A 17,435-nucleotide genomic window follows, 5' to 3' on the forward strand; every position below is an offset into this window, starting at 1 on the left:
CTACTGCGCGCGGGTGTAGACGAGCTCCGCGATCTCGGAGCGGTTGTTCTTGCCGCCGCCCGCCAGCTTGGTGATCCACACCAGCACGTGCTGGGTCGGCTCGTGGTCGCCGAGCTGGATCTGGGTCTGCCCCGGCGACAGGGTCGCGGTCGCGATGACCTTCGTCTCCGGCAGCGGCGAGCCCGGCGCCCCGGCCACCCGGATCTCCACCACCGTGCCCTCGCTCGGCGAGGTGATGGTCACCGACGACAGCTTCACCGGCTCGGCGAAGCCCGCCATCAGACCGATGCCCGGCTTCAGCGCCGGGAACGGCTCGAAGTAGTTCTCGGTCTGCCACACCGTGGTCGGGTTGTTGTCCGCCGCCCGGCTGGCCCGGTTCGCGTTGTCCGGCTGGTTGGTCACGTCGTACACGCCGACCGACGCGGGCTGCACGGGACCGGCGGGCTGCGGCGCGGGCGGCGCGGGCTGGCCGCTCTCCCCCGGCGCGTTCGACTGGCCGATCACCACCGTCGGACCGCCACCGCGCGAGGGCTCGTCGCTGAAGAAGCTGACGATCTGCACGCCCAGCCAGATGATCACGGCCAGCGTCGCCACCGCGAGCACCGCCACGCTGATCAGCAGCTTGCGCTTGCGGCCCTTGTCGCGGACCGGGCGCTGGGTGGTCCACACCGCGCCGTCGTCCGCCTGGTCGTCGGGCACCGGGCGGATCAGCGCGGTCTGCGCCTCGGACTGGGAGATCTGGTCCAGCACCTGCAGGATCGCGGCGCTGGTGCGGATGCCGCCGACGCTGGTGTCCTCCAGGCTGCGCACCGCGACCGACGACAGCTCGTGCGGCACGTGCGGGTGCAGCGCGCTCGGCGCGAGCACCGAGCCGTCCGGCGCCGTCGGCGCGACGGGCACGCCGTCCGGGCCGTTCGGCAGCGCCCACTTGCCGGTGAGCAGCAGGTACAGGATCGCGCCGAGGCCCTTGACGTCGTCCCGGGCGATGGCCTCCGGCCGCGGGCCGGGGAACGCCAGCCGCAGCCGGCCGTCGGACGTCACCCGGATGCGCTGCGGGTGGTCCGCGCCGAGCACCAGGCCGGCGTGGTGCGCGCCCTCGATCGCCGCGCCGAGCGGTTCCAGCAGGCGCGTCGCCGCGCCCGCGGGCAGCGGGCCCTCGGCGATCAGGTCCATCAGGTCGGTGCCCTGGGTCCACTCGGCCACGATCACCGCGAGGATGCCCTCGTCCGGCTTGATCCCGGCCCCGGGGGTCAGCACGTCGATCACCCGGGAAACACCCGGGTGGGTGAAGCTGGACGCGTGCATCGCGCGTTCCGCGGTCCGCTTGGCGCGCGCGGCGGCGGTGTGGTCGGCCGGGTTGCCCACCAGCACGGTCAGCGCCACGTCCCGGTTCAGCTGGCCGTCCCTGGCCCGCCACAGGTGCGCGTCGCACCTGCGGTCCACACCGGACTGCGCGAGCAGCCGGTACCGGCCGTCGCCGATCACCCCGCCGGGGACCAGCGAGGTGTTGTGGATCGGGCCACTGCTCACGGGGCCGAGGGTACGTGACCGCGCCGCGCCACATGCGTCACCGACGACCCACCAAACGACTGATCTTGGCGATCGCGGGCTTCACTTCCGGCACCCGGAACAGGGCCAGCAGCAGGAAGCTCAGCGGCAACCCGACGACCGCCTGGATCACGACCTCGACCCAAGCGCCCACCACGCGGGACTCGATTCCCAACAGGCGGACGGCGAGCCACGCCAGGCCGGTCGCCGCGCCGAACGCGATCGCGGACGCCACCACGGTCAGGCAGATCGTCCACGCGGTGTAGCCGGTGCGCAGCCGGCCGAGCCGGAACCGCAGCCACAGCTGGCCGACCAGCGCGCCGACCACGAAGCTCAGCGACATCGCGATCGACACGCCGACCGCGAGCTTGTCCGGCGGCGAGACGGCCAGGAACCCGTACAGCAGGCCGATCCGCACCACCACGATGATCGCCTGGATGATCGTCGGCGTCCGGGCGTCCTTCAACGCGTAGAACACCCGCAGCTGCAGCAGCGTGATCGCGTAGGGCACCAGGCCGAACGCGGACAGCGCGAGCGCCGTGCCGATCTTCTCGCCGCCCTCGACGCCCGAGTTGCCGAACGAGAACAGCGCGAGGCCGATCGGGATGCCCGCGACCGTCATCAGCGCGCTGAACGGCATCAGCAGGATCGACGACATCCGGTTGCCCAGCGACAGGTCGCCGACCAGCCCGTCCTTGTCGTCGGCCGCCGCCGCGCGGCTCATCTTCGGCATCAGCGCCGTCAGCAGCGACACGCCGAGCACCCCGTAGGGCACCTGGGCGATCAGCCACTGCATGTTGTAGACCGTGATCGCGCCCCGGTCGTGGGTGGCGACCTTGGTCAGCACCACCATGCTGACGAAGCCGAGCGCCACGTACAGCAGCACCCAGAACGCCAGGCCGCCGAACTCCGACAGCCGCCGGTCCCAGCCCCACCGCCAGCGGAACCGGAAGCCGGTCCGGCGCAGCGCGGGCACCAGCACGGACGCCTGCAGCGCCACGCCGAGCATCGTGCCGAGGCCGAGGACCAGCAGCTTCGGCTCGCCCATCCGCACCGGGTCGATCGAGATCTCGCCCGGCACCAGCCAGTACACGACCAGCGTGACGATCACCACGAGGTTGTTCAGCACCGGCGCCCAGGTGGGCAGGCCGAACACGTGCCGGGTGTTGAGCACCGCGCTGATCAGCGCGGACAGCCCGTAGAAGACGATGCCCGGCAGCACCAGGTACGCGAACGCGGTGACCAGCTCGGGCTTGGCGTTCGAGGAGTCGATGAACAGCGCCGTCAGCAGCGGCGCGCAGGCGACCGCGATGACCGTGCCGATGCCGAGCACCACCGCGGACATCGTGATCATCCACTGCGCGTACGCCTCGCCGCCGTCGCCGTCCTCCTTCTCGGCGCGCACCAGCAGCGGGATGGCCACGCTGGTCAGCACCCCGCCGAGCAGCAGCTCGTTGATCATCGTCGGCAGCGTGGTGGCGACCTGGTAGGAGTCGTTGAGCACGTCGACGCCGATGATCGTGATCAGCAGCAGCTTGGACAGCAGTCCGGAAGCGCGGCTGACGATCGTGGCGACGGCCATCGAGCCGCTGGCCCGCGCCAGCGACGGGCCCTGCGGCTGCTGCTCCTGCGTCACCGTGGTTGTTCCGCTCAACTCGTGCTCGACCTCTCCGGCGGCGTGACCCCACTCGCGTCGTTCGGCACCTGGACGGTGGCGCGCGCCGCCTTCACCCGGCGGTAGATCCGCCGGGCGGACAGCAGCACCAGCGCGGCGCCGGCCAGGCAGGTGATGACGACGGTGATCGTCCCGTACGCCGAGGACGACACCTCCAGCCGGGCCCGTTCACCCAGTTCGACCCCGTTGGTGGTGACCAGCCGGACGTGCACCGGGAACCGGCCGGACCGCAGCACCTCGACCGGCACCCGCACCAGGCGGTCGCCGCGCGCGGGCAGCTCGATGTCGGACAGCTCCTTGGTCACGATGCCGGGCGTGTCCTCGATCACGATCCGGACCGTGACCCGCACGTCCAGCCGGTTCTTGATGGACAGCGGGATCGGGCTGTCGCCGGAGCCGAGCAGGATCGGGCTGTTCGGCTCGGTCACCGTGACCTGGCCCTGGAGCGCGGCGATCTGCTCGCGGCCGATCGACAGCGCGGCCTGCGCGCCGTCCTCGTCGCCGCGCCACGCGCCGGACACCGACCGCAGCAGGCTCATCCGCAGCGGGTCGACCAGGTCGCCCGGCTCGGCGGACGCCGCGTCCGGCTGGCTCATCGCCTCGGACAGGTGGTGCAACCGCAACCACGCGTCGGAGACCGCGGCGGTGATCGGCGGCGGCACCTCGCGCGCGCCCGCCTCGATCGGGTAGCTCAACGTCGCCGCCTGCTCCGGGGGAGCCGTCAGCAGCGACCCGAGGCCGACGGCGCTCACGAACCCGTTCGCGACCAGGGACTCCGTCGTGCGCAGCAGCTTGTCGACCTCACCGGTCGGCGCGTTCCACCGGCGCGGTGGCGCGACGACCACGTGCTGGCCGGTGCTCTGGAACCCGGCCCGGAAGGTGAGCGCGGCCAGCGCGTTCTGCACCGACACCGGTCGCGTCTCGCTCGGCGTGCTCACGCCCGCGACCGGCCGCGCCTCGGCCGCGCCGCCCAGCGCGTCGGACACCATGCCGTCGATGCGCACGGCGGTGACCGGCGCGCTCTCGGCCACGTCGAACCGGACCGGCCCGGTGCCGGGGGTGCCGGCGACCGCCGCCTGGTCGATCACCAGGGACGTGACGCCCTGCCCGGTCAGGCCGGTCAGCGTCCGCTGGTCGAGGACGCCGTCCTCGGGCCAGGTCAGGCCCTGGGTGGGCTGGACGCCGAGCACTTCGCGGACGACGGCGGCGCCGTCGAGCGCGATCTCGCGGAGCCCGGTCAGGTCGGCGCGGGACAGCGCGACGAGGTCGGCGTCCGCGTCCGGCAGCGCGATCACGCACCGCCCGGCGGTCAGCAGGCGCAGCCGGGCCAGCCACAGCTCGGCGCCGCTGCGGCCCTTGCCCTCGCCCTGGCCGCGCACCTCGTAGCCCTCGCTCATCGCGGCGACCGTGCGCAGCAGGTCCGGGTCGACGGCGAGGCACACGCTGGTCGACAGCGGGCCCTCCAACGCCGACGAGTAGGCCGTCAGCAGGCCGTACAGCCGCCCGCCCATGGCCACCGAACCGGCCAGCTCGTCGTCGGTGAGCACGGTCGGGCCGACGCCGACCAGCCGCGGCCGGTCGGCCAGCGGCCACAGCACGGTGAGCTTGGCCGGGTTCGCGGGTGGCGTCGCCGCCTGCCCGCCGGGCACCGCGAGCACCGGCAGCAGGGTGCTCAGCGCGGCCAGCCTGGCCCGGCCGCCGTACTCCGGCACGCCGTTGATGTTGGCCAGGATCGGGTAGATGCCCGGTTCGGTGATCTGCAGCGACGTGGGCCCGGCGCCGCGCAGGGGGACGGTGAGCCGGAACGGCTTCGACTCGCCCCGCTCCAGGCGCTCGGCGACGGGGGTGAAGCTCGGCTGCACGACCTCGGCGTCGGTCGGCTCGCGCAGCGCCTTGCGGACCTCTTCCTCGCTGGTCATGGGGTCGCCGCGCTCCAGGCGCAGCTCGATGTCGTCGAGCCGCCGGTCGCCGATGTTGACGACCTTGCCGGAGATGGTGATCTCGTCGGGCACGTCCGACGTGACGACCCGGGGCGTCATCTCCTCGACGTCCAGGCGCAGCCAGACCTGCGACTGCTGGCCGGGCTGGCCGGACAGCGCCCTGGTGGACCACACCTGCGTCGCGGGCGCCGGGCGGACGGGCAGCCTGCCGCCGTCGGCCGGGGCCGCGGGCGCCGCGGACGCCGTCGTCACGAGGAGGATCCCCGCCGCCGCTAGTGCGGACAGCAGCCGTTTCACGCCGACTCCGCTCCGTCCGTCTGGTACTCGGAGAGCAGTTCGGCGGCGCGGCGCACCAGTCGACGCTCGTCCGCGTAGGCGAGCCGGTCGTCCAGTTCGCCAAGGGGCACCCACGCCACCTCGGTGACCTCCACGTCTTCGTCGGAAAGCTCGCCGCCCAGCGCCTCCAGCAGGAAGTGGTGGACGGTCTTGTGCACCCGCCGGTCCTCGGCGACGAACCAGTAGTCGATCGAGCCGAGCGGGCGCAGCACCCTGCTATGAATACCGGTCTCCTCGGCGACCTCGCGCACCGCGGTCTGCTCAGCGGTCTCACCGGCCTCGATGTGGCCCTTGGGCAGCGACCACAGCAGCCGGCCGCGGCGGTCCAGCCGCCCGATGACCGCGGCGGCGCGCCGCTCGAAGTCCAGCACCAACCCGCCCGCCGACGTCTCGTCGACGGTCTTCAGCCGGCGACCGCGACGCCGGTTCCGGCGCCTCGGCTTGGGACCGCCGGAGCGACCGGACGACTGGGGCATGGCCCTGATGGTAGTGGCGACCAGCGATTACGGGACGTGACCGGCAGGTAGCGAGTGGTGATCAACTTCCGGCGCCCCGTCAGCGCAAGTCGTTCGGGCCGCGCGCCGGCGACCAGTAGGCTGGCTCCTCGTGTCCGGACCCGACCCCTCCACCGCTGCTCCTGCCGGGCAGGACGACGCCGCGGTGGAACTGCTGAGCGCCCTCCCCCTCGCCGACGACCTGGCCGCCCGCTTCGCCGCCGCGGGCCACCGGCTGTACCTGGTCGGCGGCAGCGTGCGCGACGCCGTGCTCGGCAGGCTGTCCGGTGACCTGGACTTCACCACCGACGCCCGGCCGCCGCGGATCGTGGCGCTGGTCAAGGACTGGGCGGACGCGATCTGGGACACCGGCATCGCCTTCGGCACGGTCGGCGCGACCAAGCACGGGCGGACGGTCGAGATCACCACGTTCCGCGCCGACAGCTACGACGGCGTGACCCGCAACCCCGAGGTGACCTTCGGCGACTCCATCGAGGGCGACCTGGTCCGCCGGGACTTCACCGTCAACGCGATGGCCTACGACGTGGTCGACCGGCGGCTCATCGACCCGACCGGCGGGCGCGCGGCGCTGCGGGCGAAGGTCCTGGACACCCCCGCGACCCCGCAGGAGTCGTTCTCCGACGACCCGCTGCGGATGCTGCGCGCGGCCCGGTTCGTCTCCCAGCTCGGCTTCACCGTCGCGCCGCGCGTCCTGGACGCCATGACGGCCATGTCGGGCGAGCTGACCCGCATCACCGCCGAGCGCGTGCAGGTCGAGCTGTCCAAGCTGCTGACCGGCGCGCACCCGCGGGCCGGCGTGGAGCTGGTGGTCGAGGCCAAGCTCGCCGACGTGGTGCTGCCCGAGCTGCCCGCGATGAAGCTGGAGATCGACGAGCACCACCAGCACAAGGACGTGTTCCACCACTCGCTGGTCGTCCTGGACCAGGCCGTCGACCTGGAGGACGGGCCGGAGCCGGACCTCGTGCTGCGGCTGGCGGCGCTGCTGCACGACATCGGCAAGCCGGACACCCGGCGGTTCGAGGAGGGCGGCGGGGTGTCGTTCCACCACCACGAGGTGGTCGGGGCGAAGATGGTCCGCAAGCGCTTGCGCGCCCTCAAGTTCTCCAAGGAGATCATCGAGGACGTCGCCCAGCTCGTGTACCTCCACCTGCGCTTCCACGGCTACGGCGGCGGCGAGTGGACCGACTCGGCGGTGCGCCGGTACGTCACCGACGCGGACCACCTGCTGCCCCGCCTGCACAAGCTGGTCCGGGCCGACTGCACCACGCGCAACCGGCGCAAGGCCAACGCGCTGCAGCGCACCTACGACGACCTGGAGCGGCGCATCGAGCGCATCGCCGCCGAGGAGGACCTGAACCGGGTCCGGCCGGACCTCGACGGCAACGAGATCATGCGGCTGCTGGGCCTGCCACCGGGGCCGCTGGTCGGCCGGGCGTGGAAGTTCCTGAAGGAGCTGCGGCTCGACCGCGGTCCGCTGGACCACGACGAGGCGGTCGCCGAGCTGCTGGCGTGGGCGCGCGCGGAAGGCGTCCAGCCGCCGGGCGACTGACACCGAGTGACCAATCTCGTACTTTTGGGTTGGCCAGTGACAGCCAGTTGCGGGACCATGACTGTGTGCGCCGGACGCGCACTGGGGGTGGTGTCGCATGAACGCTTGGGGACTGTCCGAGGGGGGCACCCGGGCACCGGGGTTGGCAGAGCTGTCGGACCGGCAGCGGGCCGTGCTCCGCTGCCTGGCCAGGGGGCTCGCCGACCACGAGATAGCGCGGGTGCTGGCGCTGAGCCAGCACCAGGTGGGGGCGGTGGTCTCGGAGATCCTCCGGGCCCTGAACCTGCGTGACCGGATGGCGGCGGTGGTCTACGCCCACGAGACGGGCGTGATCCGGCTGCCGCTGCCGCGGTGACATGGCCGCTGCTTCGCAGGCGGCGGCTCGGTCGCTGGGAAGTCGACCGTTCACGCCCGTTTTCCCGACGATCGAAGGGCGTGATCGTCGGGAAAACGGGCGTGAACGGTCGACGCGACCTCGCGGGTCAAGGGGTCAGCGGTGAGTGGGTAGAGGGGCAGGGGGTTAAGGGGGTCAGGGGGTGGAGCGTTTGTTGAGGAGCAGGTAGCCCAGGAGGCCGAAGAGGTAGGCGGCGGTGGCGGCGAGGACGAGGGCCGGTGAGCGGCCGTCCAGGGGCACGACCGCGGCGGCGGCGGTGACGGCTGCGACCTGCGTGACGTTGAACAGCGTGTCGTAGAGGGCGAACACCCGGCCGCGGACCTCGTCGCCGATGTCGCCCTGCACGGCCGCGTCCACGCACAGCTTGACCACCTGGCCCGCGAACGTCAGCACGAACGACGCGGCCAGGACGGTCGGCAGCAGCATGGGCAGGCCGAGGCCGAGCTGGGTCGCCGCCGCCAGCAGCAGCGCGCCGCACACCGTGCCGCGCCGGCCGAGCACGTCCACGATCCGGTCGGTCACCAGCCCCGCGAGCAGGATGCCCGCGCCACCGGCCAGCGCGACCTCGCCGAGCCCCGCCATCCCCGCCTTGAACGGCCCGTAGTCGGTGAACGCGTTGCGCATCAGCAGCAGCGTGAGCAGCAGCGACGCCCCGAACGCGGCCCGGTGCGCGAGCAGCGCCAGCAGCGCGGCGGCCACGGCGGGCGCGCGCCACGCGGCCCGCGCGCCGTCCAGCAGGCCCATGGCGACCGCGGTGAGCGTCCGACTGGGCTCGTCCACCGCATCGGGTCCGAGGGCTCCACGCGCGAAGCGGGCGGCCAGGAACGCGGCGCCCAGCGAGCCCACGACGGCGAACGCGGTGGTGCCCGCCGACCCGTCGTCGCCGGAGCCGAGCACCGACCGCAACCCCACCGCGCACCCCGCGCCGAGCACGGACGTCAGCGCGCCGAGCGTGGTGACGAACGCGTTCGCCTCCACCAGGTGGTCGCTGCCGACCACGTGCGGCAGCGAGGCGGACAGGCCGGAGCCGACGAACCGGCTCACCCCGGTGACGAACAGCGCCGCCGCGTACAGCGGCACGCCGCTCAGCCCGAGCCCGACGGCCGCCGCGGTCAGCAGGATGAAGACGGCGCGCGTGAGGTTCGCCACCACCAGCACCCGGCGGCGGTCCCACCGGTCCAGCAGGGCGCCCGCGAACGGGCCGACCACGGAGTACGGGAGCAGCAGCACGGCGAACCCGGCCGCGACGGCGAGCGGGTCGGCCTGGCGCTCCGGGTTGAACAGGACCGCGCCCGCGAGGCCGGCCTGGAACAGGCCGTCACCCCACTGGGCCGCCAGCCGGGAGGCGAGCAGCCTGCGGAAGTCCGCCACCGCGAGGAGCTTCCGGACACCGAGGTGGTGCTTCGCCGCGGTGGTGCCGGCAGTGGTCACGTGCAGAGCCTAAGCCTTCCGGCGGGCCGGACCACGAAGGCCGGACCCCGCGTGGGGTCCGGCCTCCCTGGTGCCAGGCGCCCGGTCGCCTCTCGGCGGGTGGCACTGCGCGGCTCCAGCCGAACGGTATTCCGCGCAGGCTGTCAAGTGGGCCCGGGGGACTCGATGGCGCCTGACAGTCACTGCAACGAACACCGTAGCCCGGATGTTCCACCGCGCGGTGAAGTGCTGTGTCGGACGTCCCACCGGTGTTGTCTGGGATCATGCTCGGTGTGCGCCCTGATGCCGAGGTCGAACCGGGTTCCCTGCTGGTCGCGGCACCGAGCCTGACCGACTCCAACTTCCGCCGGACGGTGGTCTACGTCATCGACCACCGGCACGAGGGCAGCCTCGGCGTGGTGCTCAACCGGCCGAGCGAGGTCGCGGTCCACGACGTGCTGCCCGCGTGGGGCCCGCACGTCAGCCGCCCGCAGGCCGTCTACATCGGCGGCCCGGTGGAGCAGAAGACGGCGCTGTGCCTGGCCGCGCTGCGCACCGGCGAGGACCTGTCGTCACTCGAAGGTGTGGTCGGCGTGCACGGTCCGGTGGCGCTGGTCGACCTGGACGCCGACCCGGACGTGCTGGTGGCGAAGGTGCGCGGGATGCGCGTGTTCGCGGGCTACTCGGGCTGGGGCGAGGGCCAGCTGGACGGCGAGGTCTCGCGCGGCGACTGGATCGTGGTGAAGGGCCTGCCCGACGACGTGCTCACGCCGCCGAACGTCGACCTGTGGGGTCGGGTGCTGCGCCGCCAGGGCATGCCGACGGCGCTGCTCGCCACGTTCCCGGCGGACATCCGCCGGAACTGATCAGGCGCGCTGCAGGACGCCGCAGCCGCCGCCCGCGCCGGAGCACGCGCACCCGCCGCACCCGGCGGGCGCCTGCTCGGGCAGCGCCTCGGCGGCCCGGTGGCCCAGCACGCCGCCCGCGCTCGCGACCACCACGCTGCCGACCAGCCCGACCAGCCCGACGACCAGCGCGGACGCCGGGTTCACCGCGGTCGCGGCGGCCGCCACCAGCGCGATCGCGCCCGCGGCCGCGTTGGGCACGCCCGCGACCTTGTTGGCCAGTGCGAACGTCTCGTCGTCGCGCAGCGTGGCCTTGGTGCGCACGCCGAAGAAGCGGTTGCGGTGCAGCAGGCCCCGCACGCCGAGGAAGCCGACCGCCGCGAACGCGACGCCGATCAGACCCAGCACAACAGGCAGCACGATGTTCACCCTGACGAGGGTAGGCGGCTCCTTCGACCCCGGTCGAACCAGCCCCGACCGCCCGCCGCCGCGTTCACCCCGTGCTCCCCGCTTGCGCTGCGCTGATACCGTTGACGGCATGAGCAAGGCCCGCCTGCTCCTTAGCTAGCCGCGCAGACCACGTCAGCCGGGTCCGCGCGGCAACCCCTCATGCCCTTCCGGGCTGGGGGGTTTCGTCATGTCAGGGGCAGGTACCGATGGAGAGGGACATCCCGATGAGCACCGACGCGGACGCGACGCCCGCCTACCGCTACACCGCCGAGCTGGCTGGCGAGATCGAGCGGCGCTGGCAGCTGCACTGGGAGGAGCAGGGCACCTTCCACGCGCCGAACCCGGTCGGACCGCTCAAGGGCGACGTCCCCGCCGACAAGCTGTTCGTGCAGGACATGTTCCCGTACCCGTCGGGCGCCGGCCTGCACGTCGGGCACCCGCTGGGGTTCATCGGCACCGACGTGTTCGCCCGGTACCACCGGATGAACGGCCGCAACGTGCTGCACACGATGGGCTTCGACGCGTTCGGCCTGCCCGCCGAGCAGTACGCCGTGCAGACCGGGCAGCACCCGCGCAAGACCACCGAGGACAACATCCAGACCTACCTGCGGCAGATCCGCAGGCTGGGCCTGGGCCACGACGAGCGCCGGCGCATCTCCACCATCGACCCGGACTACTACAAGTGGACCCAGTGGATCTTCCTGCAGATCTTCAACTCCTGGTACGACCCGGCGGCGGGCCGGGCGCGGCCGATCGCCGAGCTGGAGGCGCAGTTCGCGTCGGGTGAGCGGGCGACGCCGGGCGCGCCGTGGGCCGAGCTGACCCGCCCCGAGCGGGAGCGGCTGCTGGGGCAGCACCGCCTGGTGTACCTGTCCGAGGCGCCGGTGAACTGGTGCCCCGGCCTGGGCACCGTGCTGGCGAACGAGGAGGTCACCGCGGACGGCCGCAGCGAGCGCGGCAACTTCCCGGTGTTCCGGCGGTCGCTGCGGCAGTGGATGATGCGGATCACCGCCTACTCCGACCGGCTGATCGACGACCTGGACCGGCTGGACTGGCCGGACAAGATCAAGGCGATGCAGCGCAACTGGATCGGGCGCTCGTCCGGCGCCCGGGTCAAGTTCGCCGTGGTCGGGCACGACGGCGTCGACGTCGAGGTGTTCACCACCCGGCCGGACACGCTGTTCGGCGCCACGTACATGGTGCTGGCGCCCGAGCACCCGCTGGTGGACGTGATCTCGTCCGCCGAGCAGGCCGACGCGATCGCCGCGTACCGCGCCGAGGTGTCCCGCAAGTCCGAGCTGGACCGGCAGGAGAACAAGGAGAAGACCGGCGTCTTCACCGGCGCGCACGCCACGAACCCGGTCAACGGCGAGCCGATCCCGGTGTACGTGGCCGACTACGTGCTGATGGGCTACGGCACGGGCGCGATCATGGCGGTGCCCGGCCAGGACCAGCGCGACTGGGACTTCGCCAAGGCGTTCGACCTGCCGGTCGTGCGGACCGTGCAGCCGCCCGCCGACTTCGACGGCGAGGCGTACACCGGCGCCGGCCCGGCGGTGAACTCCAGCCACGAGAGCAGCACCAGCCTGGACGGGCTGGACGTCGACCAGGCCAAGAAGAAGATCATCGCCTGGCTGGAGGAGCGGGGCCGGGGCGAGGGCACCGTGCAGTTCAAGCTGCGCGACTGGCTGTTCTCCCGGCAGCGGTACTGGGGCGAGCCGTTCCCGGTCGTCTACGACGAGGACGGCACGCCGATCGCGGTGCCCGAGTCGATGCTGCCGATCGAGCTGCCCGACGTGGACGACTACTCGCCGCGGACGTTCGACCCGGAGGACGCGGACTCCGAGCCGTCGCCGCCGCTGTCGCGGGCCGAGGACTGGGTCACCGTCGAGCTGGACCTGGGCGACGGGCCGAAGCGGTACCGGCGCGAGACCAACACCATGCCCAACTGGGCGGGTTCGTGCTGGTACCAGCTGCGGTACGTGGACCCGACCGAGCCGGACCGGTTCGTCGACGCCGAGAACGAGCGGTACTGGCTGGGCCCGCGCACGGCCGAGCACGGCGCGTCCGACCCGGGCGGTGTGGACCTGTACATCGGCGGCGTGGAGCACGCGGTGCTGCACCTGCTGTACGCGCGGTTCTGGCAGAAGGTGCTGTTCGACCTGGGCCACGTGTCCGGCGACGAGCCGTACCGGCGGCTGTTCAACCAGGGCTACATCGAGGCGTACGCGTACCGCGACTCGCGCGGCACGCCCGTGCCCGCCGAGCAGGTCGAGGAGCGCGACGGCAAGTACTTCTTCGAGGGCGAGGAGGTGCGCCGCGAGTACGGCAAGATGGGCAAGAGCCTGCGGAACGTCGTCACGCCGGACGAGATGTGCGAGAAGTACGGCGCCGACACGTTCCGGCTGTACGAGATGTCGATGGGCCCGATGGACGTCTCGCGGCCGTGGGCGACCAAGGACGTCGTCGGCGCGCAGCGGTTCCTGCAGCGGCTGTGGCGCAACCTGGTGGACGAGACCACCGGCGAGCTGCGGGTCACCGACGAGGACCCGGGCGAGGACGCGCTGCGGCTGCTGCACAGGACCATCGCGGGCGTGCACGACGACTTCGCGAACCTGCGCTACAACACGGCGGGCGCGAAGCTGATCGAGCTGAACAACCACGTCACCAAGCACTTCCCCGCCGGCGCGCCGCGCGCGCTGGCCGAGCCGATGGCGCTGATGCTGGCTCCGCTGAGCCCGCACGTCGCCGAGGAGCTGTGGTCGCGGCTGGGCCACGCCGAGTCGCTGGCCCACGGCCCGTTCCCGGCGGCGGACGAGAAGTACCTGGTGGAGGACACGGTCGAGTACCCGATCCAGGTCAACGGCAAGGTGAAGGCGCGGGTCGTCGTGCCCGCGTCGGCGTCGGCGGACGAGGTGAAGGCGGCGGCGCTGGGCGACGCCAAGGTGGCCGAGCTGCTGACCGGCGGCGAACCGCGCAAGGTGATCGTCGTGCCGGGCCGCCTGGTCAACGTGGTGCTGTAGGGGGCGTCAGGGACGCGGCAACTGGGCGGCCACCTCGGTCATCGCGTCGAGCAGGTCCGGCTCGACGTGCCCGGTTGCCGCTTCCGACTCGGCGATCGTGATCGTCGTGTCCCTGGTCTCCGACCAGTAGTGCCGGGCGGTGAACTCGACCTCCGGCAGGCCCACCACGCCGCCCGCCAGCGGTCGGACGTCGCCCGAGCCCGCGGTGTCGATGACCCGGTCGAACTGCCTGGCCTGGTTGCGGCCGGGGAAGGTGACCCAGACGACGGAGACCAACGCGGCGTTGCCCGCTTGGTCGCCGACGGCCAGCAGCAGGCGGTTGAGGGACGTGCACGGCGTCCGGGTGAAGAAGTCCTGGACCTGGCCGAACGAGTTGGCCAGGCAGTCGAGCTCCTGCCGGAGCGCCTGCTTGCTGATCCCGACCCCGAGGTGGCTCATCGCGCCCTCGGCGTCACCACCGCGGGCCGCGCGCTTGGCGTCCCACTTGCGCACGCCGATGCTCTCCACCGGGGCCGCGCCACCCGCGCCGCCCGCGCCCGAGTTCAGCGCCGCGCCACCGGCGCCGCCCGCGCCCGCGAGGACGACGAGCACCGCGGCGATCAGCGCGACGCCGCCGGAACCCTTGTCGGAACCCTTACCCGCCACCGTCCCCCCTCCCCGCGAAGCCCTCGCCGTGCGGCCCACCCATGCAACCCCGTCCGGGTGACCCCGGTTGCGGTGCGGAGGTGAAAAGCGCTCGAACGGACCAGCAGGTATGCCTGGAAGGCGCACTTCACGGTTGCGGAGGGAGACCCAGCTCGCCGAGGATCTGCGCCAGCATCGAGTCGAACATGGGCTCGGGGTTGGTCACCGCGAACGGGAAGCGGCCGAAGACCTCCAGGGCCACGTGCCCGTAGATGCGCACCCACGACTGCGTCACGTGGTGCACCGCGCCCAGCGTCAGCACGTCCTCGCCGACCACGACGCCGCGGTCGTTGACGGTGGCGAGCAGCACCTGCTGGAACGCCGCCAGGTCGGCCCGCAGCTCCTCCGGCACGTCGTCGCCGACGTCCTCGGGCAGCCGGTGGTCGGCGATCAACCTGCCCGCGACCTCCAGGAACACCCGGCCGAACTGGTCGCCGACCTGGCCGCGGCCGGCGTCGGGGCCGCACGTGCCGAGGGCGTCCTCGGCGGAGGCGAACACGAGCGTGAACTCCTGCGGGTGCGCGAGCGCCCAGCGCCGGAAGCCCCGGCACACCGCGTAGACCTGCGCGCTGGTGTCGCCCTGGTCGACGGCGGCCAGGCCGGCGTTCAGCTCGGCGGCGAGGTCGGTGCAGATGTCCTCGGCGAGCCTGCGCAGCAGGTCCTCGCGGGAGTCGTAGTACCGGTACAGGGCCGGGGCGGTGATGCCGACCTCGCGGGCGATGGCACGCAGGGTGACGGCGTCCCGGCCGTGCTGCACGAGCAGGGCACGGGCCTGTCGCCGAATTTCACGCTCGGTCTCAGCGCGCAGCCGTTCTCGGCGGGTGGCCTCGGTCATATGTCACCCAATCAGGTTGTAAACAGTGTTCACCGGGTATAACTTCCCGATAGGTCTAGTGAACGGTGTTTACGGAGTTGACGCCATTCACGCAACGGTAACCCATCTGCCTGGGAGGACGCGTGTTCGCGAAGTGGGGGTCGTTGGCGCACCGCCGCAGGTGGGCGGTGCTGATCACGACCGCGGTCCTGGCGGTGGTCGGCGGCATCTGGGGCCTCGGCGTGTTCGACCGGCTGAGCCAGGGCGGCTACGAAGCGCCCACGAGCGAGGCGGCGCGGGCCAACGAGGTCGCGCAGGACGCGTTCGGCAGGCAGGGCGGCGACGTGCTCGTCGTCTACGACACCGCCGACCCCGCGCAGCTGGCGAAGATCGCCGACCAGCTGGCCGACCTGCCCGCCGACGCCGTGCTGAAGGTGCAGCCGCCGTTCCCCTCCCCGGAGGGCGGCAAGTCGCTCGTCGTGATCACGCTGCGCTCGGGTGACTCGAACACGCAGCTCAAGCAGTACGAGCAGATCGCCGACCAGCTGCCGGTCGACGGGCTGCAGGCGCAGGTCGGCGGCCTGGTGCCGACCCAGAAGGCGATCAGCGACATGTCCGCCTCCGACCTCACCAAGGCCGAGGCCGTCTCGCTGCCGATCGTCCTCCTCCTGCTGGTGGTCATCTTCGGCGGCCTGGTCGCGGCGTCGCTGCCGGTGCTGGTCGGCGGCCTGGCGATCATGGGCTCGCTGGGCGTGCTGCACGCCGTCTCGCTGGTCGCCGACGTGAACTCGTTCGCGGTCAACGTCGCCAGCCTGCTCGGCCTCGGCATGGCGATCGACTACGGCCTGTTCATGGTCGGCCGGTTCCGCGAGGAGCTGGCCGACGGCCGCAGCACGCCGGACGCCGTGCGCCGGACGGTCATGTCCGCGGGACGCACCGTGCTGTTCTCCGCGACGCTGCTGGTCATCGCGCTCGCCGGCCTGCTGCTGTTCCCGCAGGGCTTCCTGAAGTCCCTCAGCTACGGCGGCATGTCCGCGGTGGCGATCGCCGCCGTCGTGTCGCTGACCCTGCTCCCCGCGCTGCTCGCCGTCCTCGGCCCCCGCGTGGACAAGCTCGCCCTGCCGTGGCGGAAGAAGAAGGCCCCGACCGAGGACGGCTGGCGCCGGCTGGCCGGCCGCGTGATGAAGCGGCCGGTGCTGGTCGCGCTGCCGATCGTGCTGGTGCTGCTCGCCCTCGGCTCGCCGTTCCTGGGCGTGAAGTTCGGCGAGGTCACCGAGAAGGTGCTGCCCGAGGGCAACCCGGCGCGGGTCGCCGCCGAGTCGATCAACACCGACTTCGCCGCGCTGTCCAACGCGGGCTTCAAGATCGTGGTCACCGGCGACCCCGCGCCCGCCGACGTGCAGGCGTTCGTCGCCGACGTCGGCGCGGTGCCCGGCGTCGGCGAGGCGCAGGTGGCCGCCGAACCGGCCGACGGCGTGTGGCTGATCAACGCCGGGCTGGACCAGGACGCGCTCAGCGACGAGTCCAAGCAGGCGCTGCGCGACGTGCGCGCCCTGCCGGGCCCCGGCGACGAGGTGCTGGTCGGCGGCAGCACGGCGATGGTGTCCGACAGCCTCGACGCCATCGGCGACAAGCTGCCGCTGATGGTCGCGCTGCTGGTCGGCGCGACGTTCGTGCTGATGTTCCTGGCGTTCGGCTCGGTGCTGCTGCCGATCAAGGCCGTGGTGATGAGCGCGCTGAGCCTGTCCGCCACGTTCGGCGTGCTGGTCTGGGTGTTCCAGGACGGGCACGGCGCGTCGCTGCTCGGCGTCACGCCCGCGCCGCTGGAGTCCGGGATCGTGGTGCTGATGGCGGCCGTGGTCTTCGGGCTGTCCACCGACTACGAGGTGTTCCTGCTGTCCCGGATGGTCGAGGCGCGCGGTCGCGGCGCGTCGACCGAGGAGGCGGTGACCGCGGGCCTGGCCAAGACCGGCCGGGTGATCACCGCGGCGGCGCTGCTGCTGATCGTGGTGACCGGCGCGTTCGCGTTCTCGCAGATCACGATGATGCGGTTCGTCGGCGTCGGCATGATCCTCGCCCTCGCGCTGGACGCCACCGTGGTGCGGATGCTGCTGGTGCCCGCCGTGATGAAGCTGCTCGGCGACGCCGTGTGGTGGGCGCCCGGGCCGCTGCGGCGGATCCAGGAGCGGATGGCGATCCACGACGAGGCCCCGGCGGAGGACGGGCCGAAGGTCGCCCAGACCGTTTAGGGC

The 17,435-nt window shown here is 72.5% G+C and carries 13 protein-coding genes; 5 read left to right on the forward strand and 8 right to left on the reverse strand.

Annotation, left to right across the window (positions count from 1 at the left end; genetic code table 11):
- Genes AB0F89_RS07430 through AB0F89_RS07445 form a run of 4 tightly spaced genes read right to left on the reverse strand, consistent with a single transcriptional unit; the run spans position 1 to position 5,975 of the window.
- Complete coding sequence (locus AB0F89_RS07430; protein ID WP_367133894.1) at positions 1-1,530, reverse strand: protein kinase family protein; 1,530 nt, start codon at positions 1,528-1,530, stop codon at positions 1-3.
- 37 nt (positions 1,531-1,567) lie between these two features.
- Positions 1,568-3,202, reverse strand: coding sequence for a murein biosynthesis integral membrane protein MurJ (gene murJ / locus AB0F89_RS07435; RefSeq protein ID WP_367133896.1), 1,635 nt, complete (start codon positions 3,200-3,202; stop codon positions 1,568-1,570).
- Positions 3,199-5,460, reverse strand: coding sequence for a DUF6049 family protein (locus tag AB0F89_RS07440; protein WP_367133898.1), 2,262 nt, complete (start codon positions 5,458-5,460; stop codon positions 3,199-3,201). The genes murJ and AB0F89_RS07440 overlap by 4 nt, the downstream gene beginning before the upstream one ends.
- Entirely contained in the window at positions 5,457-5,975 is a 519-nt protein-coding gene (locus tag AB0F89_RS07445; protein WP_367133900.1) for an NUDIX hydrolase, read from the reverse strand. Before AB0F89_RS07445 ends, AB0F89_RS07440 begins: the two co-directional genes overlap by 4 nt.
- 184 nt (positions 5,976-6,159) lie before the next feature.
- Here AB0F89_RS07445 and AB0F89_RS07450 point away from each other — a divergent pair, with 184 nt between their 5' ends.
- The gene (locus AB0F89_RS07450; protein ID WP_367138751.1) at positions 6,160-7,563 is read left to right on the forward strand and encodes a CCA tRNA nucleotidyltransferase; all 1,404 of its coding nucleotides are present in this window, start codon (positions 6,160-6,162) and stop codon (positions 7,561-7,563) included.
- A gap of 97 nt (positions 7,564-7,660) precedes the next feature.
- On the forward strand, positions 7,661-7,918 hold the full coding sequence (locus tag AB0F89_RS07455) for a response regulator transcription factor (protein ID WP_367133902.1): 258 nt from the start codon (positions 7,661-7,663) through the stop codon (positions 7,916-7,918).
- Positions 7,919-8,092: 174 nt separating this feature from the next.
- Here AB0F89_RS07455 and AB0F89_RS07460 read toward each other — a convergent pair whose 3' ends face one another.
- The gene (locus tag AB0F89_RS07460; RefSeq protein ID WP_367133904.1) at positions 8,093-9,388 is read right to left on the reverse strand and encodes an MFS transporter; all 1,296 of its coding nucleotides are present in this window, start codon (positions 9,386-9,388) and stop codon (positions 8,093-8,095) included.
- Between the two features lie 263 nt (positions 9,389-9,651).
- Between AB0F89_RS07460 and AB0F89_RS07465 the strand changes: the two genes are divergently transcribed.
- Positions 9,652-10,233: a YqgE/AlgH family protein gene (locus tag AB0F89_RS07465; protein ID WP_367133906.1), complete on the forward strand. Its 582-nt coding sequence runs from the start codon at positions 9,652-9,654 to the stop codon at positions 10,231-10,233.
- On the opposite strand, the gene AB0F89_RS07470 is transcribed toward AB0F89_RS07465, so the two are convergent.
- On the reverse strand, positions 10,234-10,641 hold the full coding sequence (locus AB0F89_RS07470; RefSeq protein WP_367133908.1) for an SdpI family protein: 408 nt from the start codon (positions 10,639-10,641) through the stop codon (positions 10,234-10,236).
- Positions 10,642-10,886: 245 nt separating this feature from the next.
- On the opposite strand from AB0F89_RS07470, the gene leuS reads away from it, so the two are divergent.
- The gene (gene leuS, locus AB0F89_RS07475; protein WP_367133910.1) at positions 10,887-13,685 is read left to right on the forward strand and encodes a leucine--tRNA ligase; all 2,799 of its coding nucleotides are present in this window, start codon (positions 10,887-10,889) and stop codon (positions 13,683-13,685) included.
- Positions 13,686-13,691: 6 nt separating this feature from the next.
- Here the strand turns inward: leuS and AB0F89_RS07480 are convergent, their stop codons facing one another.
- Complete coding sequence (locus tag AB0F89_RS07480) at positions 13,692-14,330, reverse strand: hypothetical protein (RefSeq protein ID WP_367133912.1); 639 nt, start codon at positions 14,328-14,330, stop codon at positions 13,692-13,694.
- Between the two features lie 127 nt (positions 14,331-14,457).
- Positions 14,458-15,204, reverse strand: coding sequence for a TetR/AcrR family transcriptional regulator (locus AB0F89_RS07485; protein ID WP_367133914.1), 747 nt, complete (start codon positions 15,202-15,204; stop codon positions 14,458-14,460).
- A 122-nt stretch (positions 15,205-15,326) separates the two neighbouring features.
- Here AB0F89_RS07485 and AB0F89_RS07490 point away from each other — a divergent pair, with 122 nt between their 5' ends.
- The gene (locus AB0F89_RS07490) at positions 15,327-17,432 is read left to right on the forward strand and encodes an MMPL family transporter (protein WP_367133916.1); all 2,106 of its coding nucleotides are present in this window, start codon (positions 15,327-15,329) and stop codon (positions 17,430-17,432) included.
- Positions 17,433-17,435 lie beyond the last annotated feature (3 nt).

The sequence above is a fragment of the Saccharothrix sp. HUAS TT1 genome (assembly GCF_040744945.1).
Taxonomy (GTDB): Bacteria; Actinomycetota; Actinomycetes; order Mycobacteriales; family Pseudonocardiaceae; genus Actinosynnema.